Origin of the sequence: Flavobacterium sp. LC2016-12 (genome assembly GCF_015351595.1) — a bacterium.
Taxonomy (GTDB): domain Bacteria; phylum Bacteroidota; class Bacteroidia; order Flavobacteriales; family Flavobacteriaceae; genus Flavobacterium.
Genome location: NZ_JADKPT010000002.1, coordinates 301772 through 324955, shown reverse-complemented (window position 1 = coordinate 324955; position 23184 = coordinate 301772). Strand labels below are relative to the sequence as shown.

Below are 23184 nucleotides of genomic sequence, written 5' to 3'. Positions count from 1 at the left end.
TACAATCTAAAATCTATTTTGTTCTGTTCGCGCTAATGTACGCCGCCATAGTTTCGATCGACTGGAAAATTGATTTTCCTTCTTTCGGATCCACCAATTTAATTCCGTAATCTTTATCTAAAATCACGATTAATTCAAGTGCATCAATCGAGTCTAAACCTAAACCGTCTCCAAACAAAGGATCGTTATCAGCAATGTCTTCGATTGCGATATCTTCTAAGTTTAAAGTCGTTATGATTTTATTTTTTAATTCTTCTTTTAATGCTTCCATGATGAGTTATTATATAATGTATTGATAGTCTCGTTCGTATATTTTATGTTTTCTTCCTTGCTTATCGTGCAAAGAAAAGCCTTGTAATCGTCATTAAAAAATTCCACCCAACCGCAAAGTACGATATCTGCTTTATCCGAATTTAGTAAAATATTCGAATAATTCGACATAAATTCGGTGTTGAAAACATCAAATATAAAGAAAGAATTCTCGCTTTTCAACTGATGGCGAATACTTATTTCGCCCAGACAAATATTTGGCAGCGTATAAACAAAAACCGCCGGACTCGGATAATAGTTTTCTTTGTCTGAAATAGATTCCTGGTATTTTACATCGGTATCTAAACTCGAAGATTTATTAGCTAAAACCAAAGCGATATTATTTTCTTCTTCCGAAGAAGTTATCGGACTCAAAAGTAATTCAGCACCTAAAAAAGCCAATTTGCTCAAAGCATCCATTTTGAAAAACTTCGGATATTGAATGTCAAAATTACGATAGGCTTGTTTGGAGAAATCAGCAAAATTGGTGGGTTCTGTTTTGAATACAGAAGTTCCGTTCAAAACAATTTCGTTGTTTTGGATGGTGATGTAGGATTGTATGTAGGTTTTGTTTTTAGTCATTTTGTTGTTTGACAGAGGTTTTTAATATCTCTCTTTAAACTAATTTGTGAAAAAAGAACAGGAATATTCAATTTTTGATTTTCTTTAATCATTGTCAAATAAATGTCGTTTTTGTCTAAAATAAATATTCTACTTGTTTGAAATCTTGGATTAATAGCTAGATAATTAAGACTCTTATAAATTATTAAATTTCCAGAATTCTTATGTTTTTCAAACCCTTTTTTTTCACAATATTGATTAATAAGTAATTTGTTTTCTTCTACATTGTATTTGCTGACAATTTTAGTTAGGCATTTTTCAGTTGCTTTTCTATAAATTGTAAAGGCACAATATAAACTAAAAATAAAAAGCAGATAAAACTCAATTCCAGTTTTTGAATAATCACGATAAGGGTTAAAATAAACTAAAAAAGGCATTAGAAATCCCCAGCTAAAAAATAGATATAAAGTTATTGTCCCAAATTTCTCAAGCCAATCTTCGGAATAGACTAATTTATTTTTTTCAATACTTTTTCTAATATTTAAATTTTTTAAACTTCTCATTTATATCTTTTCAAAAATCACTGCCGTATTACAACCCCCAAATCCAGAAGCCGTTTTCAGAAAAATTTCAATACTTGCCTCTTCATTTTTCTCAATCACATTAATCGTTTCACTTACCCCAATTTCATCAAAACCTTTCGATTCAAAAAGTATATTTTGATTGGCTGATTCAATTGCAATTACTGTTTCTAATAATCCAGAAGCGCCTAAGGTATGACCATAAAATCCTTTCAAACTATTGACTGGAACGTTTTGTAAATCCAAACGATTTAAGGCAATCGCTTCCATTTCGTCGTTGAATGGAGTTGCGGTTCCGTGTGCTGAAATATAATCGATTTGATTGGAATTGATCTTCGCTTCTTTCATCGCATTCTTAATACTTCTGAACAAACCTTCGCCCGTTCTTGAAGGTCCGGAAATATGATTGGCATCGTTTATCGAACTGTCTCCAATAACTTTTATTTTAGCATTTCTGGCTTCCGCCGAAACTAAAACTGCCGCTGTTGCTTCGCCCAAACTTACGCCGGTTCTGTTTTTAGAATACGGTTTACAAGGCAAATCGCTCATCGCCTGAAAAGCATTAAAACCAGATAAAACAAATTCAGAAACTTCGTCGCCGGCAACGACGAAAATGTTGTCATAAAGCTCCGATTGAATCATTCTTTTGGCAACTGAAATCGCTAAAATTCCGGAAACACAGGCATTCGAAACTACAATTGGCGTTGTTTGAAACCCGAAGAAATCAGCAACATTTTTTGCCAAAACATCTAAATGTGCGTTTTGAAAACTCGCTTCAGAATTCTCTATTAAAGCCGTAACATTTCCTTTTGTAGTCGAAAGTATAAAAGCCGTTTTCGAATTTAATTCAATTCCTGAATTTTTGATCATCGGCTCTAAAGCCAAAATCATCATTTTCTCTAAACGAGAATATTTGGTGTCAGTGCTAATTTTTTCAAAAGCACTTTTTATTTTTTCATCAGCAATTATAGAAGCATAAAACGGATTCGGCATCAAGGAAATATCCTGATACAACTGAATTCCGGAATCGCCACGCAAAATTGCTTCGATGTTGGAGGCAACATCAAAACCTAAAGGCGTGATACAATTGGTTTCATTTATATATACTTCTCTTGTCATTTTGTGATTTTTATTGAATGCTGAAATGGAACGCGGATGACACAGATTAAACGGATTTACACGGATTTTTTATTTGTGTAAATTGGTGTAATTCGTGTTTACAACAACAATCCCACCTTACGTTTCCATTCCTCATAAAAAGGAGGATTCGTCAACATTAAATTTCCTTCTTTGTCTAAAAATACCTGAACAGTTTCGCCAGTGCAGGCTACTTCGCCTTGAGCGTCAATAATTCTAAAGCGGTAAATTATTTTGGCGGCTGGTGTATCTACAACGGTGGTTTCAATCGTTACAACATCGCCGTAACGCAAAGACAATTTGTGTTCGCATTTTGATTTTACAATTGGCGTTGTGTAACCGGTATTGCCAATATCTAAATAGGTCAGTCCGTGTTTTCTTCCAAAGGCTTCTCTTCCATCTTCAAAATAGGTAATATAATGGCCGTGCCAAACGATTCCAAGCGGATCAGTTTCGTTAAAACGAATTCTGATTTCGTGCGAAACGGTTAGGGAAGTGGCTTCGTTATACTGTTCTTTTCTTTTTGTCATAAAATAAGGCAATGGAAGTTGTGATTATAAAGAACAAAAATAGCAAACTTATTTTTGGGATGATTTCGACGAATGATCCGTTGCGCAATAACACATCGTAAAAAGCTTCTAATCCCCAATTCATAGGAGATGATTTAGCAATGATTTGCATGATTTTTGGCATCGCAAAAACAGGAACCCAAACACCACCAACGGCGGCTAAAATGATTACACTTGTTGCGCCAAACGGAGCTGACTGTTCTTGTGTACTCGCGATAGTTCCCAATAAAATTCCGAAACCAATTGCGCCAAAACCTGAAAATAAAGCGACAACACTCATTAAAAACAAATGCCCTTCAACATTTAAGGAAGGCAAACCAATATGCGGAAAAAGGAAAATTGCCACCGCAACCATCATATAAAACTGAATCATACAGATTAGCAAATACGTAATGGTTTTTCCGATGATCACGATTAAATTTGAAACCGGATTGGTTAATAAACGCACAAATGTTCCTTGTGATTTTTCTTTTACAATATTGATGGACAACGGAATCACAATAAAAAATATTGCAAAAAGTGTCCAGGCCGGAACGTTATGCTGAACCGAATTCGGCAGTACTTCTTTGTTGTTTATTCTCGGAATTATTTCTTTAAAAGTAATGAAACTCTTTTGGTCGAATTGCGTATTTTCTTCTCCTAACTGATTTTGGAAAGTCGTATAAATGGACTTGGTTTCAATTTGAGAAATCATTTTATCAATGGCGTTCATAACTGAGGTTTTGAAACTCATTTGAACAGCCGGATCAAAATACAATTTCACTTCTTTTTGCTGTAAAACTTTCGAAGTTTTCGGTTCGGTAATAGAATCGGTAAAACCCATTTTGCTCACAATGTTCTGTACATTCTGATCTACTTTGGCTTGTAAATCGACACTTAAATCTTTCGGAATTACAATCGCCAATTTGAATTTTCCTTTGTACACATTTTCTTTGGCAATTTCTTCTGTAATAGGCTGATCGTCGATTTGCGTTATAATATCGAATGCATTGTTCTTTTGCAGATTATCAAAAACGGTTTTTGAAACAGAACCTTTGTCGTTGTCAACCAATAGGATCTGAATTTTGTTTTCGCTTACGGTTTTAAAGGTACTATCCTGAATGATAGTAACCGTGATTACCAATATCAAAGGCATGATGAACAGAATGATCAAACCGCCCAAATCGCGTTTGAGCAGTAAAAATTCTTTTACGATCGACATCCAAATTTTATATAGCATCTCTAAAGTCTTTACCGGTTAATGAAATAAAAACTTCTTCGAGATTTCTGGCTTCTTCAACAGACGCAATCAAAGTGGATGGCGTGCCTTGGGCGTAAATTCTACCTTGGTCTAAAATGGCAATTGTGTCGCAGAAATCTTCGGCTTCCGCCAAATGGTGCGACGTATAAATAATCGTTGTTCCGTTTTGGTTTAATACTTTTAAATAATCCAAAATAGCATTTTTAGATTGTACATCAACACCAACGGTTGGTTCATCCAAAAACAAAACTTTGGGATTGTGCAGAATTCCGGCAATCAAATTGACTCTTCGTTTCATTCCGCCAGAAAAGGTTTCAATGCGTTTGTCGGCGAATTTTAAAAGTCCCAAAAGATCTAAAGTTTCGATTACTTTGTCTTTTAAATCAGAACCTTTCAAGCCGTACATGCTTCCAAAATAATGCAGATTTTCGCGCGCCGTCAAAGTTGGATAAAGGGCATATTCCTGAGGAACAACACCAATGATTTTTTTGATTTTGGAGGAATGATGCGAATAATCCAAATCATTAATCGTGAAATGTCCTGAAGTGGGTTTTATCAATCCGCAGAGCATGGAGATTAAAGTGGTTTTTCCGGCGCCGTTCGGTCCAAGTAAACCAAAAATCTGACCTTCATTTATGTCCAGCGAAACGTCGTTCAAAGAAAACATTTCTGCGTCTTTGTACTTTTTCGAAAGGGATTCTATTTTTATAATGGAATTCAAAATATAATTAGCTGATTGCTTTTTTTAGTTTTTTGAAAAAGATTTCTTCGCGATTGGCGATGTCCAAAAGTTCGTCGGCAATGGCATTGTAAGCGTCTTCTTTGGCGCTTCTGTTTTTGTAAATTCGGGAAGCTTCAACTGCAAAATCTCTCCAGGAATCTCCAATCTGAGTCATTTCTTTCGAAAGGATTTTCAATTCCTCATTACCCAAAATAACCGAAGCTTCCTGCAAAAATGCCGCATAAATAAATCGGAAACCACCGCCTCCAGTTCCAATTTCTTCCTGCATGCGCACCATTTGTGCCAGGTAATGATTGGCTTTTCTGACACCGTGTTTTGCAGGCCATTTTCTGATTCGGCGGGAAACAAATTTAATTCCGCGTACGCCGACAATTGGCATTGGTGCCAGCATAGTGCGGCACGTATCTTTGATTCCTTTGATGATCGCACTTTTAAAATCAACTTCACCCGGAACCTGAATTGGATAATACATCTGTCCTCTTGGTGCAAAAGCCCCTTTGGCAAAACGTACTTTCTCTAGTTCATTATGCGTTAAAGTTGTAACAGTTTCCATCACAGGATCGCTAATCAAATAATCGGTTTCGGTTTTTCCGTAAACGACTAAATTATGCGCGTTGAAATGAAAACGGTATTCATCCGGAAAATAAGTAAGGTTGTAAACGCCAACTTGTAATCCGGTTGGAATATTATTTTTTAAATTTTCGTCTAAAGCCTGAGTGGCATTTGACACAGATGAAAATTTTTGTCTTTTTATTTTAAGATTTAAACGGCTTGCGACTTTATTAAAAATCTGTCCGGGCAAAGTTCTATAACTGATGGCCGGCGCGTGATTCACTTTTATGAAAGGCAAATAAACGAACAAAAGTCCGGAACCAATTCCGAAAACCATCGGTTCGCTGATGTTCAGTCCACTGTTTTTTAGCAAATTTGACGCTACTCCATTTTCACAATGAGCAGATTGATGATGTGTAAAAGTAACTTGCATTAATCTGTTTTAAAGTTTTTTAATTCGGCTATTGAAATGTCAAAAGCGTCGGCATATTTTTGTAAAGTCTTGTCGTTTAGTTCTGCGAAAACGGTTGGTTTGAAATGTCTTTTTACGCGCCATTTCCACATGTCGACATAACCGGCAAGAATCGTAAGATCCATTTTATTGAGTTCCATATAATAACAAATCGGACTCAGTTCTCCAATCTGAACTTTTAGTTTTGCTTCTTCGGCACGTTCTTTTATATCATCTATCGCGTTTGAAAGTGCAATGGCTTTGGGTTCCCAGCCTGTACTTAAAGCGGTTGTATAATTGCCGTTTTCATCGGTAGCATAAACCAATTCTTTGAGGTTCTTTTTGCTTAAATTTCCATCGTGCTGAGGTACATTTTCTTTTTCCATGACGGGATTTTATTTTCGATTTAGCATTAAGTTGCTGCAGAAATCGTCTTTTGAATAAACAAATTAATTTCGCATTCTAAAAGTAGTTGTTCTTCAAGAAAGCTTTGACAGCTCATCGTACATAAAGTGTAATTGTCGCCAACAAATTTTGAAACCAAAGTTGCTTTGGTGGTAATGCTATTGCCAACTTGTGGGAGCGCATGAATTTTTACATTTTTTAAAGCACTGATAAAACCTATAACGTTAACATTCTCATTTTCTGTACCATCTTCATCAAAAAAATATTTTTTTCCGACAATTGAAGAACAAGTTTGGGCTGTATTTTCTATTAAACCAGCTTCTGTAAAAATGTTTTTATCGACAAAAATATTGTCTTCTTTGATCAAAAATGTGGTTTCTACGAAGTTCGCATCGATATCTAAAATCAAATCGACCATCAGCATTGGAGCGCGATGAGGCAAGTAATTTTGGATGTCAACTCCCACTTTCATAATCTTGTTTATTTGGCTAAAACGGTTTTCATTTGTCCGCTTGCAATTTCTTCATTATTCAAAAAAGTCACAATCTCAACCAAAGTGATTCCGCCAAATTCCTGCAAAATTGTAATGTTCGATTGAATCGTATCGTCGATTTTTGGCAGTTTTTTAATTTCGATATCTTTAATCGAACCGATGTAGCCCGTTGGTGCCATTTCGTTTTTCAAAAAAAACTGATAACCTGTGTGCAAAGCCACAGACTGCGCCATATGTTCAATTAAACCAGCTTCCAGGAAAGTATTTTCTTCCAAAAAAATATTATCATTCTCAATTTTCAATCCAGCTACCAATGAAGTTTCAGAATAAGAAAATAGGCAATCTACCATTACAAAAGGAAACTTCTGCGGTAATAAATTCCCAACAGCTTCTTTTTCTAAAAGTATAGTAGTTTCCATTAGCAAACGGTTAAATACGCATACGCAAAAGAGAATCTTCCGCTTTCAGGAACTGACAATAAAATGCGGTCTCCTTTTTTTAATTTGCCAGAATTCATTAATTCTTCAACAGCAATATAAATTGATGCCGATCCCACGTTTCCAACTCTCAAAAGGTTCATAAACCATTTTTCGTCAGTAATTACAATTCCTTTTTGGTTTAATCCATTTTTCAATCCTTCAACAAAAAAGTGAGACGAAACGTGTGGTAAAAAATAATCAATTTCTTCTGCTGTAACGTTGTGCTTTGCCATGGCATCGCTCATACTTTCAACACCTTTTGGCAAGATGAATTCATCTAATAATTTAACATCCTGCTTAACAGCAAAAACAGATTCGTTCAACCATTCATCTGGTTTGAAATCACTCCATGGTTTGATTTCACCATTTTCTAATTTATCTCCACCGGCATACATACAAGCTTCTAATTCGAAGGCGTAAGAATACGATTCCATCCATTCGATTTTTAACGAGATGTCTCCGCTTGGTTTATTCTCTAATAAAAAAGCACCAGCTCCGTCAGATAACATCCAGCGTAAAAAATCTTTTTTGAAAGCGATAATAGGCTGCGCTTCCAGATTTTTTAAGTTGATGATTTCGTGATTGTATTTTGGTGACGAAAGCCAGGTCGAAACTTTTTCAGATCCTGTGCAAATTGCATTTTTAGAATTTCCAGATCTAATTGACAAAAAACCATATTTCAAGGAATTCATTCCGGAACAGCAAATTCCCATAGAAGAATTCAATTCTACTGATCTGTTTTTTAATAAACCGTGAACCATTGCAGCATGCGACGGTGCCAAAACATCTGGTGATGAGGTTCCGCAGGAAAGCACTTCGACATCCTGATCTGTGAATTTTTCATCAAATAATTGTACGATGGCATTGCGCGTCAATTCAGCATTGCTATGTGTGCTTTTACCTTCTTTGTCGACAGCGTAATAGCGGCTTGTAATTTTATTATTACGCAAAATAATACGTCTTGCCTTCGAGGCAGTATCATTTATAAGTCCCAAATAATTTTCCATTTCATCATTTGAAACAGCTTCGTTGGGTAAATATTTTGCGGCTTTGGTAATATATACGTCAAACATAATTTAATTTCCTCTTCTAAACTCCCTGATAATATTGAGTTTCCTTTTTTATTTTTTTGAACTTAAATGGATAGGTAATAAGATGCAATATATATACTATTGGCGAGATTAGCCATATAGCTAAGAATAAATAAACATAAAATATTTTAAGAAGCGTTTTTCTGTTTTTTTGATTTTTATGAATGATATTAGACCATTTATTAAAGATTTTATTCGCTGTTTTATCTACCGTAACTAAATACGGACTGATTTTTACAGCGCCTATTTCGGCTAATTTTGGCTGTAAATCGTCTAATTTGTTTTGATTTAATTTGGAAAGCATCACTTCTCCAAATTTATCCGATTCCTGAATGTCTTTGTCAGAAACACCAGGTAGCGGAAAAAAGCCTAAATATTTTTTCTTAACTCCGGAAAACATCCAATTCACAATAGTAATCACGCTGATTAAATTGCCAACGCGATCGACCAAAGCTACATTTCCAACCAATTTTGCATTCACATCACGCAATAAAACTTTGACTTTTTCCTGCGCCATAATCCACATATTTCGGGATCCGTTTATGGTAATGACAGGCGTGTTGTTCAGAATAGTTTTGGCTTCAGTACTTTTCAAAAAAGAGTTCATCGGAATCGAAGGCGACAAATACCAAACCTGATAATGCAGTAGCACAAGATCGTATTTTGTATTAAGAATTTCCTCAGAAACCGGTTTTAAAGCCGTCGGAATCTGAAGAAAAGACTCCGGAAAAGCGTCAAAAAAAGTGGTTTTATTCCACGGAAAAGGAAAAGGTTTTTCTAACTGAATTTCGTGAAAAGTTACTTTTATATCCTCTGAATTTAAAAAGGGTTTCGCAATATTTCGCGCAATCGATTCTAGTTGCCCGGACTGAGAATAAAAAACAACAAGGACATTTTTCATTTGATTAGGAAGCTTTGGTTGCAAACAAAAATAAGTAAATTTATTTAAACGAATTTTCTTGTTTAATGGAATGTTTTTTCGCCACGAATTCACGAATTTATTTTTAATCAAATTGTTATAATTCGTGAATTCGTGGCGAAAAATTAGCTTTTTATATCATTCCAAAAATCGAAATAATTGAACCATTGCAAAGGATATTTTTGCAGAATACTTTCTACACTTTTTACATATTCCTTTAATAATCCTTTTTCGTCACGATGTTTTACGGTTGCTTCTCGGGCGTATAAATGATAATGAAGATTTGGTTCTTTCATTACATAAACAAAAACAACAGGAACTTTTAATCTTGAAGCAATTAAAAATGGACCAGCCGGGAAGTTGGCTTCTTTGCCGAGAATTTCTGCAGAAAGTGATTTGGTTCCTTCAAAATAACGATCTCCGGTAAAACAAACCAATTCGTTGTTAGCTAGTGCGGCGTTAATCTCAAAAATATGAGACAAATCGTCTTTGATAATGATGAATTTTACGGTAGGCTTTTGGGTAACACTCTCCAGATAATTTTTAATAGCCGAATGTTCTAAGTCAGTTGTAACCAAATTGATTTGAAAATCAAGATCAATATCGCCCAAAAAGTGTTCGGCAATTTCAAAATTTCCAACATGTGCGCTGATTAAAACACCGCCTTTTTTCTCGGACAAAAGGTTTTTCAGAATTTCTATTCCGTCAAATTCGTAAGTGAATTTGTTTCGCATTCCTGCCGAAATCGAAATTTTGTCAATGATAGTCTGCCCAAAAGTGTAGTAACTTTTGAAAACCATTTTTTTTGCCTGGAAATTGGAATAGCGGAGTCTTTCTTTAAAATAATAAAAAATAGCGCGATTGCTCTTTTTTAGAAATAAAAAATAATAAGAAGCAACAAAATAAAGTAGGACATAAGCAGACTTGACACCCGCTTTTTGTATCAAAAAAACGAATATTCTATAGCCTAAAACTGTTCCTTTTGATTTGCCATCCCATTGACTCATTAAACAGCTTTAGCTTTTAGTTTGGTTTCAATAAGGTCGTAAAAATTTTGAAAAGTCGCAATCCCAACAAAATCAGCTTCAACTAGTTTTACACCAAAGTTAGATTCAATTGAAACTACTAAATCAACATAATCCAAACTATCCAACCCAAGTGTATCTTTTAAATTAGCATCTGGTTCAATTTCATCATTATCTACTTCAAACTCATCAACCAAAAAACCATTAATTCTCGTTATAATCTCTTCTTTATTCATTGTTCAATTTAAACTTTTTAACCACCAACGCAGAGTTGGTTCCTCCGAAACCGAAAGAATTGGACAAAAATATGTCAAATTTTTTGTTTAAAGTAGTTTTGACCAAATTTAATTTAGAAGCATCTTCATCCGGATTGTCCAAATTGATGTTTGGCGCGATGAAATCATGCTGCATCATCAAAATAGAATAAATTACTTCACTGGCTCCTGCCATCCAGCATTCGTGGCCAGTCATTGATTTTGTGGAACTTACATATGGGTTATTTTCTCCAAAAACTTCGAAGATCGCTTTGGCTTCATTTCCGTCTCCAACCGGAGTTGAAGTGGCATGAGCATTAATATATTCGATGTCTGTCGCTTTTAATTTTGCGTCGTCAAGCGCTCGTTTCATGGCTATAGACGGGCCTTCGACATTTGGAGTTGAGATGTGACCACCGTTTGATGAGAATCCGTAACCTACCACTTCGGCAATAATATTCGCACCTCTGGCAATGGCTGATTCGTAACTTTCCAAAATTAAAGTGGCACCTCCGCCTGACGGAATTAATCCATCACGGTCTGAATCAAAAGGTCTTGACGCTTGTTCAGGTTCGTTTTCTCTTTTTGAAAAAACGCCCAAACCATCAAAACTGCTCATTGCATATTTGTTGATTTCCTGTGCACCGCCTGTAATAATAATATCCTGGAAACCACTTTTTATTAAGAAATAAGCTAGTCCGATAGAATGTGAGCCACTCGCGCAAGCTGCACTTACCGTTAAATTGATACCTCGAAGTTTAAAAATGGTTGAAAGATTCATCGTTACCGTTGAATTCATCGACTTAAAAATTGCTCCGGAACCTATTAAAGCCGTATCTTTTTTCTCACGAACGATATCTGTAGCATCAATAATCGCTTTAGAAACACTATCGTTTCCGTACATAATTCCAACTTCACGCGCATCAAAAAAAGCATCGTCGATATTGGCATTTTTCAATGCTTCGATAGTAGCCATATAAGCATATTCGGTTTCTTCACCAATGCTCATACGTTGTCTTCGGGTCAATAAATTTTTCAAATCTGCTTTTGGAACAACGCCAGTTAAAGCCGATTGAAAACCATATTCTTTTCGATCGGCATCAAACTGAATACCAGATTTTCCGTTGTATAAAGATTCCTTTACTTCCTCTAAAGAAGTTCCGATACAAGAATAAATTCCCATTCCAGTAATTACAACTCTCTTATTCATCGTCTTTCAAAGTAATTTTTTAATCCTTAAAGTGTAATTTTTGGATGTTTAGCAAAACTTAAAACAATCCGCAAACATAATATTCTTAAGAATATATTCCTCCATTTATATTGATAATCTCTCCTGTAATATAACTTGATTTTTTAGAAATCAAAAAGCTTACCAAATCTGCTACTTCCTCGGCTTCGCCAAAACGATTTACCGGAATTAGCTTTAATAATTCCTTTTCATCCAGTTGACTTGTCATGTCCGTTCTTATAAACCCGGGGGCGACAGCATTTACTGTAATATTACGTTTTGCCACTTCCTGAGCCAATGCTTTGGTTGCCGCAACAATAGCGCCTTTTGCAGCAGAATAATTGGTTTGTCCAGCCGTTCCTTTTACGCCTGAAACCGAAACCATATTTACTATTCTTCCATATTTATTGCGAAGCATTTTTTGAATAAAAAACTGCGTCACATTAAAAAATCCGTTTAAACTTGTGTTTACCACTCCATTCCAATCTTCGGGAGTCATCCACATAAAAAGACCGTCTTTTGTAATTCCGGCGTTATTTACAATAGCTTCAACCAATGCTTCCGGATTGGCTTCCTGCCATTTTGTTAAAACGTTTTGAACTTCTTCAAAATTAGAAACATCAAAACCTAAAATCTCTCCGGTTGCGCCTAATTTTTGTATTTCCTGAAGTGTTGCTTCGGCAGCTGTTTTATTCGAATGATAATTAATCAGAATATGATAATTGGCTTCGACGGCTAATTTTTTACAAATAGCACTTCCAATTCCTCTCGAACCGCCTGTTACTAATACACATTTCATATATGTAGGATTTATTATTTATTGGGGGATAAATATTATTTCTTCTTTTTAGCTGCAGGTTTAGCTGCGGTTTTGGTTGCAGGTTTAGCCTGTTTTATTTCTTGCTTTGGCTTTTCAGCTGCAACTTCAATTGTTTCTTTTTTTTCTGTTTGAGAAAATAGTTCAGCGTTTTCAAACCATTGATTGCTTACTACAGTTCCGTCGGGGTTAAGAAAGCCCCATTTCCCTTCATTTTTTACACGGGCAACACCGCCAATAAATCCTTTATCCTGTTGTACAAACATGGCGATAATTCCGTTTGCCGTGATTCCGTATTGTGTCGGGATGATTATTTTTCCAGTTTCGTTGATGAATCCCCAGTTTTTTTCTTTCACAGGAGCCAGTCCGTTTGAACTGAAAACTTCAGCATCGCTATAAGTTGGTTCAATTACAAATTCTGCTTTTGGGTTTATATATCCCCATTTTGAACCCACACAAACCGGAGCTAAATTTTTAGAGAAAGCTTTTGCTTTATCATATATAGGCGTAATTACCCAGTTTCCTTTTAAGTCAATGAATCCAATTTTTCCGTTCTTTTTGGCAAAAGTTAAATCCTGTGTTTCAAAATCCCAGATTTTTTCTGCTCCATCAACCGGAATAAATTTTCCTTCGCTTACAATTCCGAAAGTTTTATCTTTTCTTGCCCAGCTTGTATTTTTAAAATAGTTTCCTATTTCATCATAAGCAGGTTCTACTAATTCTTTACCTGAAGTATTAATAATTCCCCATTTTTTATTGTTTTCAACTCTGGCGAAACCATTTTCAAAAGGTTTAATCTGATCGTATTTCGGTTCCAGAACAACTGTCATTTTTGGATTGATCAATCCAACCTTATCATTCTGTCTGAAAAACGCAACACCATCTTTAAAATCAAATAATTTTTCAGAAGCAGGGGCTTTTTGAATTTCTCCTTTTGTATCAATATAAACCCATTCCTTACCTTTTTTAACAATGGCAATTCCGCTATTGAAATCTTTTGCATCATCAAAAGTTGCCGGAATTGTAAAAGTTCCTTTTGTATCTATAAATCCCCATTTTCCATTTTCTTCTGCTGCCGCTAAACCTTCAGAAAAGCTTCTTGCCGATTTGTATTTTGGCTCAATTTTAAAATCTCCGTTTTTAGAAATATACCCAATTTTAGAATTTTTTTTAACTAAAGCCAGTTCCTGACTATTAACAAATTGAATACAGCATGCAAATAAAAAAAGAAGTGTTTTTTTCATGATTAAAGGTTCAATATTAATAATGTGAAAATTAAAATTTAACTGTTGATCAGATAATCTTTTACTTGTTGTACAAACGGATACATTACCTGATCTTCCTTAAATACCGGAATTATATTGCGAACATCGTCATACCATTTTTTGGTAACCGATGAAATTTTGTCTTTTTGATTTAAATAATCAATAGCCTGAACAATGGTGATCATTTCGATGCTTAAAACTTCAAATGCATTTTCGATTACTTTTGAGGTAATCACCGCTGCGTTTGTTCCCATACTTACAATATCCTGATTGTCATTGTTGTTCGGGATACTGTGAACGTACATTGGGTTGGACAACATTTGGCTTTCGGCAGTTGTTGAGGTTGCCGTAAACTGAACGCCCTGCATTCCGAAATTAAATCCTAATGTTCCTAAATTGACAAACGGAGGAAGAATTTCGTTGATTTTTGAATTCAGTAAATAATTCAATTGACGTTCTGCCAGCATCGTTAATTTGGTAATAACGATTTTTAATTTGTCCATTTCAAGCGAAATATAATCGCCATGAAAATTACCGCCGTGATAAACGTGTTTGTTTTTTACGTCGATAATCGGGTTGTCGTTTGCCGAGTTAAATTCGTCTTCCAGAATAGAAGCAACATTATTGATCGTTTCTAAAACCGGTCCCAAGATTTGAGGTACACATCTTAAAGAATAATATTCCTGAACTTTTTCTTTGAAGATTTCTTCGGTGTTTTCTCCAGAATATAAATGGTCTTCTCTTTTACGAATTAAAGTACTGTCAGAAAGATTTTTTCTCATTCTTTCTGCGACTTCCTGTTGTCCTTTGTGACGTTTGGTTTGGTTTAATTCTGCCGAAAAATGATCGTCATATGCCTGAACCAATTCGTTGATGGCGCAAGAACATTTTAAAGACCAATCTAATAATTTGTTGGCGTGATGCACATTGACAACGCCAATTCCGGTCATAACCGAAGTTCCGTTAATCAAGGCCAAACCTTCTCTGATTTCTACCTGAATCGGTTTTAAACCTTCGATTTCGAAAACCTCCGGAGTTGGTCTTCTTTCTCCTTTATAAAAAACTTCGCCTTCGCCAATTAGGACCAAAGCCAAGTGTGATAATTGTACTAAATCACCGCTGGCACCAACACCACCGTGTTCAAAAATTAATGGTGTAATGTCTCTGTTAATCAATTCTGCCATCAAGTGGATTACTGAAGGATGAACTCCGGAATTTCCTAATGAAAGTGTATTCAAACGAGCTAAAATGGCAGCTTTTGCACAAACCGGGCTCAAGGGTTTTCCGGTTCCTGAAGAGTGGCTTCTAATTAAATTGTATTGCAGCTGAATTTGGTCTGACTCTTTAATTCTATATTGAGCCATTGGTCCAAAACCAGTATTTACACCATATATTACTTTGTTTCCTGAGAATTCTTTCAGAAAGTTAAAGCTTTCGTTTACTCGATTTAAAACTACATCGCTGATCGCGACTTTATTATTCCCAAAAATGATAGCCTCAAATTCTGCTAAACTTAAATATTCATTAATTGTATTCATCAAATCGGTTTTGATTGTGCTAATTTAATTTTATTTATCAAAATAAATGTAGTTATTTTGATGAAGGCAAATGTAAGTTAATAATCGATAACATTTTTATTATGACAAAGGAGTTTGTTGATGTTTTAGTGATTGGTGCAGGACCTTCTGGATGCGTTTCGGCATCGTATCTTCATAAAAATAATATTAAGATAAAAGTGGTGGAGAAAGCAAAATTCCCAAGACTTGTGGTCGGTGAAAGCCTTATTCCACGAGTGATGGATCATTTTGCAGAAGCCGAACTTTTTGAATGTCTGGATGCGATGAATTTTGAGAAAAAACTCGGCGCTCGTTTTATTAGGGGAGAAGAAATTTGTGTTTTCGATTTTGGCCAGAAATTTGGAGAAGGCTGGGACTGGACCTGGCAAGTGCCTCGCGCTGATTTTGACAATACAATGGCGCAGGAAATTGTTCGAAAAGGAATTGACTTAGAATTTGAATCCGAGGTTTTGGAAGTTTCTTTTGAGGGGAAAAATTCGAAAACAATTGTAAAAGACAAAGACGGAAATTTAAAAGAAATTCACGCCAAATTTATTATTGATTCCAGCGGATACGGAAGAGTATTACCAAGACTTTTAGATTTGGATACACCTTCAAAATTAGATCCGCATTCTTCGATATTTACACACGTAAAAGATATAAACAGACCGGAAGGAGAGGAAGGAACGCAAATTTCATTTGATATTCTGGAAACCGAAGTTTGGTTGTGGGTAATTCCGTTTTCGAATGGAAATACAAGTTTAGGCGTTGTGGGTCCTACGGATTTTATTAATTCGCTTTCTGAAAATAAAGATAATGCCGAGGCTTTGCGAAATGCAATTCAAAAATCGGATTATTATATTCAAAGATTTAAAGGAACCGAGTTTTTGTTTGAACCGGTAAAACTGGAAAATTATTCAAGAGCGGTAAAAAGAATGTACGGTGATGGTTTTGCGTTAACCGGAAACAGCTCAGAATTCTTAGATCCGGTATTTTCATCAGGTGTTGCTTTTGCAACCGAATCGGGAATGCTGGCGGCGAAATTATACATCAAAGAATCACAGGGAATTGAAGTAGATTGGGAAACTGAATTTACGGACTACATGAAAAAAGGGATTGCCGTTTTTACCACTTACGTGAAAGAATGGTACACCGGAAATCTTCAGACTTTGTTTTTTCATCAGCCTGAAAATCTGGATGTAAAAGAAAAAATTTGTGCGGTATTAGCCGGATACGTTTGGAATGAAGAAAATCCTTTTGTGAAAAAACACGATCATGTGATCAAAAATATGGCGTATTTACTGAATATGCAAAAAGAACAAAGCCCCGAATAATCAGGGCTTTTTTTTTTGGTTTTATTTGAATGCTTTTTTTACAATCATTTTTGACAATGTTTTGGCAGTTTTAGCGTATCCTTCTCCAATTCTAGATTCGTCACTAAAATTATTTTCCCATTGATTTTCCGCTCGATTTCCAGGTGCTTCTTCGCTGGTGATCTCTAAAAGGACATTTGATTTGTTAGCAGTTTCTACAAATTTTAGATTTGTAGAAACTCTTGCCGTTGGTTTCGCAATTGATGTATTAAAACCTGGATAAATCCATATAGTTTGCACAATTAAGGTATAAGGAGTATTTAGTCCTTCCTTAAAGTTTATTTTTTTTCCTGCCTTTGATAATTCAATATTTCCAATTTCTAAAAATTTTGGTGTCCAGATTTTTTTTCTAGCAGCAACCCATTTTTTTTCCCAAAAGAATCCGCTTCCTTTTGTGTCTTTATCTAATTCTGCTTTATGTTCTTCAACATATTGTGCTTCTGTTTTTTTTTCTTCCATCATAGTGAAATTACTATAATCAAATTCAGTGTTTATCTCTGTTTGATCTTTTAAGAAGTCAAAATTTCCTTTTATAATATTCATTTTCTGACTGAATACTGCTCCAGAAATCAGGAAAAAAGCCAATGCTAATTTTTTCATTTTTTTAATGATTATTATGTTTTTTTGAGGCTAAAAGTAATTCAAAGTTTGATTATCTAAAATGAGTTAAGGATTTTCTTGTTATAAAAAAAAGAGGATATCAATTTGATATCCTCTTTTTGTCTTCAAAAAATAATATAGTAAAAAAATAATACTACCAGAATTTAACGTACAACGCTACAATAATCAATAATGTAATTACGATTAAAACTGTAGTTTGTGGTTTTACTTTAAACATTTCAGCATCTATTTCAAACGCTTTTGGATTTACTTTAGGACCAGCGAAACTGATTCCGATCATCGCTAACATGGTAAAGAAGAATGATAATCCCATACAAATGTGGAAAGGAATTTCATAAGCTCCTTTTCCATTAGGATAAGCTGTGTATAATAAAGTTTCGTTTCCGAATAACATTGGCGCATATTCGTTGAATAATACTGACAATACAAATCCTAAAATTACACCTACAATTGCAGCAGTTCCAGTCGTTCTTTTCCAGAACATACCAAGGAAGAACATAGCAAATACACCAGGGCTAATGAAACCTGTATATTTTTGGATGTAAGTGAATCCACCAACACCACCAATTCCTAAAATATCATTCCATGTAAATAATACCGCTAAAAGCATTGCAGCAAAAACGGCAATTCTACCAATGTTTACCTGTTGTTTTTCACCTGCTTCTTTTTGGATGTATTTTTTATGAATATCTAACGTATAAATAGTTGAGATACTGTTTACTTTTCCAGCTAATGAAGCTACAATTGCAGCAGTCAATGCCGCTACAGAAAGTCCTTTTAAACCAGTTGGCAAGAATGTCAATACAGCAGAATAAGCTCCGTCTTTTCCTCCAACTAATTGTGGTAAATGTCCGTTTTCATATAAAACGTAAGCAGCAATACCAGGCAACATTACGATTAATGGCATTAATAATTTTAACATACCAGCAAATAAAATACCTGTACGAGCAGTTTGCAAGTCGGCACCTAAAGCTCTTTGTGTAATGTATTGGTTACATCCCCAGTAGTTTAAGTTGATAATCCAGATACCGGCAAGGTATGACATCAAACCTGGGAAAGTCAAATATTTATCGATTTCAAGTTGAGATGAAGTAGCAGTTGGTTTTGGAATAATCATTTTGAAATGCTCTGGAGCTTCTCTCATTAAAACTTTAAAACCTGCAATTGCATTTTCACCAACTCCAAAGTATTGACCAACCGTTGTCAAAGCAATATAAGAAGTTACTAAACCACCGATGATTAAAACGGCAACCTGAATAACGTCAGTATAAGCTACAACTTTCATTCCTCCTAAAGAGATAAATAAAGCGAATACAGCCAATCCAACCATGATAACGTGAAGATATTCTCCACCGGCAAGACCATTAATAGCAACGGCTCCTAAATACAGGATAGAAGTTAAGTTTACAAATACATATAAAAACAACCAGAAAACTGCCATAATTAAAGCAGTAGATTCGTTATAACGTGTTTTTAAGAACTGAGGCATGGTGTAAATCTTATTTTTAAGATATACAGGAATAAACCAAACTGCTACAATAATAAGCGCAATAGCAGCAAGCCATTCGTATGCTGCAACGGCAATTCCTAAGAAGAAACCTTCACCGCTCATTCCGATAAATTGCTCAGCTGAAATATTTGAGGCAATTAACGAAGCTCCAATAGCCCACCACGTTAAATTTCCTTCAGCCAAAAAGTACGCTTTAGCATCTTGTTCGTCTTGTTTACGCTTGCGGTAAACTGTGTAACCGTAGACCGAGACTACGATGAAATAAATAATAAAAACCGCATAATCTGCGAAAGCAAGGTTCTGGTTCATTGTTAGTAGTATTTTAAAAATTAGTATAGGTGATTGATTGTTTAATAAATTATAAAATCAGCTTTTTAGTGGTTTTATCTGACTAAAAATAGGATATGTGTTTTATTTATGTTATTTTTTTGTCAAAATAAGAACGAAAGCCAAAAGTATAATAAAAATCTATATTTACATCACGAACAAATGTGTTTTTTACATTTATAAGTGGATTATTATGTTAAATTTTAATAGGGTCTTATTTTGCTTCGACTTTTTCGCCAACTGCTTCTTTGTAATGTACGTCTGATTGTTGTCTTAAAATTTCTGCACTTTTCTCAGGTGTGATATCACGTTGCGACTCGCCTAACATTTCGTAACCCACCATAAATTTTTTAACTGTTGCAGATCGAAGCAAAGGCGGATAAAAATGCATATGAAAATGCCATTCAGGATGTTCTAAACCATCTGTTGGCGCCTGATGGATCCCTGATGAATAAGGGAAAGAAGTACTAAATAAATTATCGTACTTAATGGTTAATTGCTTTAAGATTTTAGCATAAGTACTTACTTCTCCTTCTGTAAAATCAGTAATTTTTGAGAGGGCTCTTTTGCTTAAAATCATTGTTTCATAAGGCCAGATCGCCCAGAAAGGAACCAATGCCACAAAATCATCATTTTCAATTACAATACGGCTTCCTGATTTTAATTCGGCCTGAAGATAATCTTGAAGAAGCGTTCTTTTGTTTTTATCAAAATAAGCTTTTAGGTTATGATGCGTTTTCTCAACCTGCGTTGGCAATGATGATTGTGCCCAGATTTGTCCATGCGGATGCGGGTTGCTGCATCCCATAACACTTCCTTTATTTTCAAAAATCTGAACGTGATTGATGTATTTTATGTTTCCTAAATCGGTATATTCTTTTTGCCAGGTTCTGATGATATTTTCAATTCCGTCAACATCCATTTCCGGTAACGTAAGATCGTGTCTTGGCGAAAAACAAACTACTCTTGAAATACCCTGTTCTGGTTTTGCCTTAAAAAAGGTATGTTTAATGTCTTCTTCAAAAATAATTTCTTCCTGTTTCATAGCAGCAAAATCATTTTCGAAAACGAAACTGTTTTCGTATTTTGGGTTGTTTACGCCATTGGCCCTAACATTCCCCGGACATAAATAACAGGTTGGATCGTATTTTGGTAATGCCTCAGTGGCAATGGTTTCATTTTGTCCCTGCCAAGGGCGTTTTGCACGATGCGGTGAAACTAATACCCATTCGTTAAGTAAAGGATTGAAGCGTCTGTGAGGATCTTCGTTAATGTCAAAATTTTTCATTGTATTCTGTTGTGGTATTAAAGTAATGTTGTTCCGTTTGAGATTTTTACATCATAGAATTTTAATTCAATTCCAAATGTATCTAAATAAAGTTTTGAAAATTTACGTTTTACCTCATTTTCATTTCCTTTTTTAACTAAATTAATGGTACAACCACCAAATCCGCCACCCATTACACGTGCTCCAATAACTGCATCATCAGCTTTTGCGGTATCTACAAGCATATCCAGCTCTTCACAACTTACTTCGTATTCCTGCGATAAACCGTAATGTGTTTCAAAAAGCAATTGTCCTAAAAGTTCTATATTTCCATTATCTAAAGCCTCACATGCTTTTATAACACGATTAATTTCTTTAACTACAAAATGAACTCTCTTAAAAACAACCGGAGAAAATTGATCCTGAATACTCAAAAGTTGGGCTTCAGAACAATCTCTGAAACTTTTTACTTCAGGAAAATGATTCTTTATAATTGATAAACCTTCCTCACATTCTAATCTTCTTGTATTGTACTCAGAGGTAAAAAGAGAATGTTTCACATTACTATCAAATAAAATAACAGAGTACTCTTTGAAGTCAGCATCGTGATATTCAAATTCCAAAGTATTGCAATCCAGTTTTATCACTTTGTTTTCAAGTCCATGAACGCTTGAAAACTGATCCATAATACCGCAATTGATTCCTACCCAATGTTCTGCTTTTTGACCCATTAAGGCAATGTCCACTTTTTCAATTTTTAAATCGAAAAGCTCTTTTATGCCGAAAAGCGTTCCGCACTCCAAAGCCGCCGAAGAAGACAAACCAGAACCAACCGGAATATTACTACTGAAAACACAATTGAAACCTTCAAATGAAAATCCGTTGTCCTGAAGTTGTTTTACAACGCCACGAATATAATTGGTCCAAACGACATCGCTTAATTGAATTGGCTCATTTAAATCAAGTTCAAATTCTTCCTTTAAATCGATGGCGATTATTTTAGATTTTTGAGTGTTGTTTTTTTCAAAAGCAAAGCAAATTACTTTATCAATAGCAGCCGGTAAAACGTAACCGTCGTTGTAATCAATATGTTCTCCAATAATATTGATTCTTCCTGGAGAAAGCACAATTTTTTGAGGAACAGATCCGAACGATTTCTCAAAAAAGGCTGAGGTGTTTTGTATTAAAATGTCATTCATTATTTTGTAATTGTAATAGTGTTGTCTTTTAATTCAAATGAAAAATCATTAGAATCAGATAAAATATTGTTTAAGCTAATTAATTGATGTGATCAAATTTATAAACCGTTGTTTGACGGTATTCTGAACCTTTTTTCAAAACTGAATTCGGGAAATGTGCCTTATTTGGCGCATCCGGAAAATTTTGGGTTTCAAAACAAATTCCGCTGGTTGCATGATATTTTGTGTTTTCTTTTCCCTGAAGGATATCAAAACAATTTCCGCCTACATATATATGTACACTTGGCTGATCTGTATAGACTTCCATTTTCAGGTTGTTTTTCTCACTGAACAATTGAGCAGCAACTTTGTCTTTAGATTCAATTACAAAAGAATTGTCAATAGAAGAAGGACAGTTTTTAGCTGTTCTGAAATCGAAATCATGATTAGAAAGCTCCGTGAATTTTCCTGTTGGAATACCTTCAGCATCTGTTTCTAACATCTTATCAGCATTGATATACATTTGCTGATCTAAGACTGCAGTATCATGCCCGTCAAGATTAAAATAACTGTGATGGGTTAAGTTTATAACAGTATCTTTTGTGGTAGTTGCTTTGTATTCAAGTTTTAATTCGTTTTGTTCTGTTAAAGTATAAGTAAGATAAACGTGTAATTCTCCGGGGAAATTTTCGTCTGAATCTTCGCTTAAAAGTCCAAAAGTTATAGATGGATTTTCTCCACCGGTAATATCATTTACATTCCACACTCTTCTTCCAAAACCTATATTTCCACCGTGTAAAGTATTTTCATTATTATTACCAACAAGCTGAAATGTTTCATCATTTAAAGTGAAAGTTCCTTTGCTGATTCTTCCCGCGTACCGGCCCACTGTGGTTCCGAAATAAGGCGCACTTGGTAAATTATAAGAAGATAAATAAGATTCTAAAGAATCAAAACCCAAAACAACATCTACCAGTTTTCCGTTTGAAGCAGGAACTTTTAAGGACGTAACTGTTGCACCATAATTAATAAGCTGCACTTTCATTCCGTTTCTATTAGTCAATTCAAAAGAATGAATTTCTTCGTTATCAGGCATTAAACCAAATAATTTGCACTCAGACTGATCTTCAAAATGCGATATGTGTTTTATTTCCATATTATTTTTACCAAAAATGAAATTCAAAAATAGAAACATTCTTTACCTTTACATACCAGTACCTACCAGTTTTTTGTA

25 protein-coding genes are annotated in these 23184 nt (G+C 34.9%); 1 reads left to right on the top strand and 24 read right to left on the bottom strand.

The window, feature by feature from the left end; genetic code table 11:
- Window positions 1-13: 13 nt before the first annotated feature.
- The 19 genes from IRZ99_RS05805 to hutH form a co-directional block, all read right to left on the bottom strand.
- Window positions 14-271, bottom strand: a complete 258-nt coding sequence (locus IRZ99_RS05805) for a phosphopantetheine-binding protein (RefSeq protein WP_026727250.1) — start codon at window positions 269-271, stop codon at window positions 14-16.
- Entirely contained in the window at window positions 259-891 is a 633-nt protein-coding gene (locus tag IRZ99_RS05800) for a 3-oxoacyl-ACP synthase (protein WP_194656357.1), read from the bottom strand. Before IRZ99_RS05800 ends, IRZ99_RS05805 begins: the two co-directional genes overlap by 13 nt.
- Window positions 888-1433: a hypothetical protein gene (locus IRZ99_RS05795; protein ID WP_194656356.1), complete on the bottom strand. Its 546-nt coding sequence runs from the start codon at window positions 1431-1433 to the stop codon at window positions 888-890. The genes IRZ99_RS05800 and IRZ99_RS05795 overlap by 4 nt, the downstream gene beginning before the upstream one ends.
- Window positions 1434-2570 (bottom strand): beta-ketoacyl synthase, encoded by a 1137-nt coding sequence (locus IRZ99_RS05790; protein WP_194656355.1) that lies wholly within the window; start codon window positions 2568-2570, stop codon window positions 1434-1436.
- A gap of 98 nt (window positions 2571-2668) precedes the next feature.
- A complete protein-coding gene (locus IRZ99_RS05785; protein ID WP_194656354.1) occupies window positions 2669-3118 on the bottom strand; it encodes a thioesterase family protein in 450 nt (149 codons plus the stop codon).
- Window positions 3093-4376 (bottom strand): ABC transporter permease, encoded by a 1284-nt coding sequence (locus IRZ99_RS05780; protein WP_194656353.1) that lies wholly within the window; start codon window positions 4374-4376, stop codon window positions 3093-3095. The genes IRZ99_RS05785 and IRZ99_RS05780 overlap by 26 nt, the downstream gene beginning before the upstream one ends.
- Window positions 4366-5064 (bottom strand): ABC transporter ATP-binding protein, encoded by a 699-nt coding sequence (locus IRZ99_RS05775; RefSeq protein ID WP_035747741.1) that lies wholly within the window; start codon window positions 5062-5064, stop codon window positions 4366-4368. The genes IRZ99_RS05780 and IRZ99_RS05775 overlap by 11 nt, the downstream gene beginning before the upstream one ends.
- Window positions 5065-5125: 61 nt before the next feature.
- The gene (locus IRZ99_RS05770) at window positions 5126-6124 is read right to left on the bottom strand and encodes a BtrH N-terminal domain-containing protein (RefSeq protein WP_194656352.1); all 999 of its coding nucleotides are present in this window, start codon (window positions 6122-6124) and stop codon (window positions 5126-5128) included.
- Window positions 6124-6528: a hypothetical protein gene (locus IRZ99_RS05765; RefSeq protein WP_026982479.1), complete on the bottom strand. Its 405-nt coding sequence runs from the start codon at window positions 6526-6528 to the stop codon at window positions 6124-6126. Before IRZ99_RS05765 ends, IRZ99_RS05770 begins: the two co-directional genes overlap by 1 nt.
- Window positions 6529-6554: 26 nt before the next feature.
- Window positions 6555-7019 (bottom strand): ABC transporter permease, encoded by a 465-nt coding sequence (locus IRZ99_RS05760; protein WP_194656351.1) that lies wholly within the window; start codon window positions 7017-7019, stop codon window positions 6555-6557.
- Window positions 7020-7027: 8 nt separating this feature from the next.
- Entirely contained in the window at window positions 7028-7459 is a 432-nt protein-coding gene (locus IRZ99_RS05755) for a hypothetical protein (RefSeq protein WP_194656350.1), read from the bottom strand.
- Window positions 7459-8592 (bottom strand): beta-ketoacyl-ACP synthase III, encoded by a 1134-nt coding sequence (locus IRZ99_RS05750; RefSeq protein ID WP_194656349.1) that lies wholly within the window; start codon window positions 8590-8592, stop codon window positions 7459-7461. Before IRZ99_RS05750 ends, IRZ99_RS05755 begins: the two co-directional genes overlap by 1 nt.
- Before the next feature lie 16 nt (window positions 8593-8608).
- Entirely contained in the window at window positions 8609-9511 is a 903-nt protein-coding gene (locus tag IRZ99_RS05745; RefSeq protein WP_194656348.1) for a dialkylrecorsinol condensing enzyme DarA, read from the bottom strand.
- Between the two features lie 143 nt (window positions 9512-9654).
- Window positions 9655-10536 (bottom strand): lipid A biosynthesis acyltransferase, encoded by an 882-nt coding sequence (locus IRZ99_RS05740; RefSeq protein ID WP_194656347.1) that lies wholly within the window; start codon window positions 10534-10536, stop codon window positions 9655-9657.
- The gene (locus IRZ99_RS05735; protein ID WP_072970098.1) at window positions 10536-10790 is read right to left on the bottom strand and encodes an acyl carrier protein; all 255 of its coding nucleotides are present in this window, start codon (window positions 10788-10790) and stop codon (window positions 10536-10538) included. Before IRZ99_RS05735 ends, IRZ99_RS05740 begins: the two co-directional genes overlap by 1 nt.
- Window positions 10783-12018 carry a beta-ketoacyl synthase gene (locus IRZ99_RS05730; protein ID WP_194656346.1) on the bottom strand — a complete coding sequence of 412 codons (1236 nt, stop codon included), beginning with the start codon at window positions 12016-12018 and terminating at the stop codon, window positions 10783-10785. The genes IRZ99_RS05735 and IRZ99_RS05730 overlap by 8 nt, the downstream gene beginning before the upstream one ends.
- 85 nt (window positions 12019-12103) lie before the next feature.
- Window positions 12104-12835, bottom strand: coding sequence for a 3-oxoacyl-ACP reductase FabG (gene fabG / locus IRZ99_RS05725; protein WP_194656345.1), 732 nt, complete (start codon window positions 12833-12835; stop codon window positions 12104-12106).
- A gap of 35 nt (window positions 12836-12870) precedes the next feature.
- A complete protein-coding gene (locus tag IRZ99_RS05720; protein WP_194656344.1) occupies window positions 12871-14097 on the bottom strand; it encodes a WG repeat-containing protein in 1227 nt (408 codons plus the stop codon).
- Window positions 14098-14135: 38 nt separating this feature from the next.
- On the bottom strand, window positions 14136-15656 hold the full coding sequence (hutH, locus tag IRZ99_RS05715) for a histidine ammonia-lyase (protein ID WP_194656343.1): 1521 nt from the start codon (window positions 15654-15656) through the stop codon (window positions 14136-14138).
- Between the two features lie 101 nt (window positions 15657-15757).
- Between hutH and IRZ99_RS05710 the strand changes: the two genes are divergently transcribed.
- Window positions 15758-17008 (top strand): NAD(P)/FAD-dependent oxidoreductase, encoded by a 1251-nt coding sequence (locus IRZ99_RS05710; protein WP_194656342.1) that lies wholly within the window; start codon window positions 15758-15760, stop codon window positions 17006-17008.
- 21 nt (window positions 17009-17029) lie between these two features.
- Here the strand turns inward: IRZ99_RS05710 and IRZ99_RS05705 are convergent, their stop codons facing one another.
- The 5 genes from IRZ99_RS05705 to IRZ99_RS05685 form a co-directional block, all read right to left on the bottom strand.
- Window positions 17030-17647, bottom strand: a complete 618-nt coding sequence (locus tag IRZ99_RS05705; RefSeq protein ID WP_194656341.1) for a hypothetical protein — start codon at window positions 17645-17647, stop codon at window positions 17030-17032.
- Between the two features lie 154 nt (window positions 17648-17801).
- The gene (locus IRZ99_RS05700; protein WP_194656340.1) at window positions 17802-19487 is read right to left on the bottom strand and encodes a sodium/sugar symporter; all 1686 of its coding nucleotides are present in this window, start codon (window positions 19485-19487) and stop codon (window positions 17802-17804) included.
- Window positions 19488-19719: 232 nt separating this feature from the next.
- Complete coding sequence (locus IRZ99_RS05695) at window positions 19720-20793, bottom strand: UDP-glucose--hexose-1-phosphate uridylyltransferase (protein ID WP_194656339.1); 1074 nt, start codon at window positions 20791-20793, stop codon at window positions 19720-19722.
- A gap of 17 nt (window positions 20794-20810) precedes the next feature.
- Window positions 20811-21971 carry a galactokinase gene (galK, locus tag IRZ99_RS05690; protein WP_194656338.1) on the bottom strand — a complete coding sequence of 387 codons (1161 nt, stop codon included), beginning with the start codon at window positions 21969-21971 and terminating at the stop codon, window positions 20811-20813.
- Window positions 21972-22050: 79 nt separating this feature from the next.
- Window positions 22051-23106, bottom strand: coding sequence for an aldose epimerase family protein (locus IRZ99_RS05685; RefSeq protein WP_194656337.1), 1056 nt, complete (start codon window positions 23104-23106; stop codon window positions 22051-22053).
- Window positions 23107-23184 lie beyond the last annotated feature (78 nt).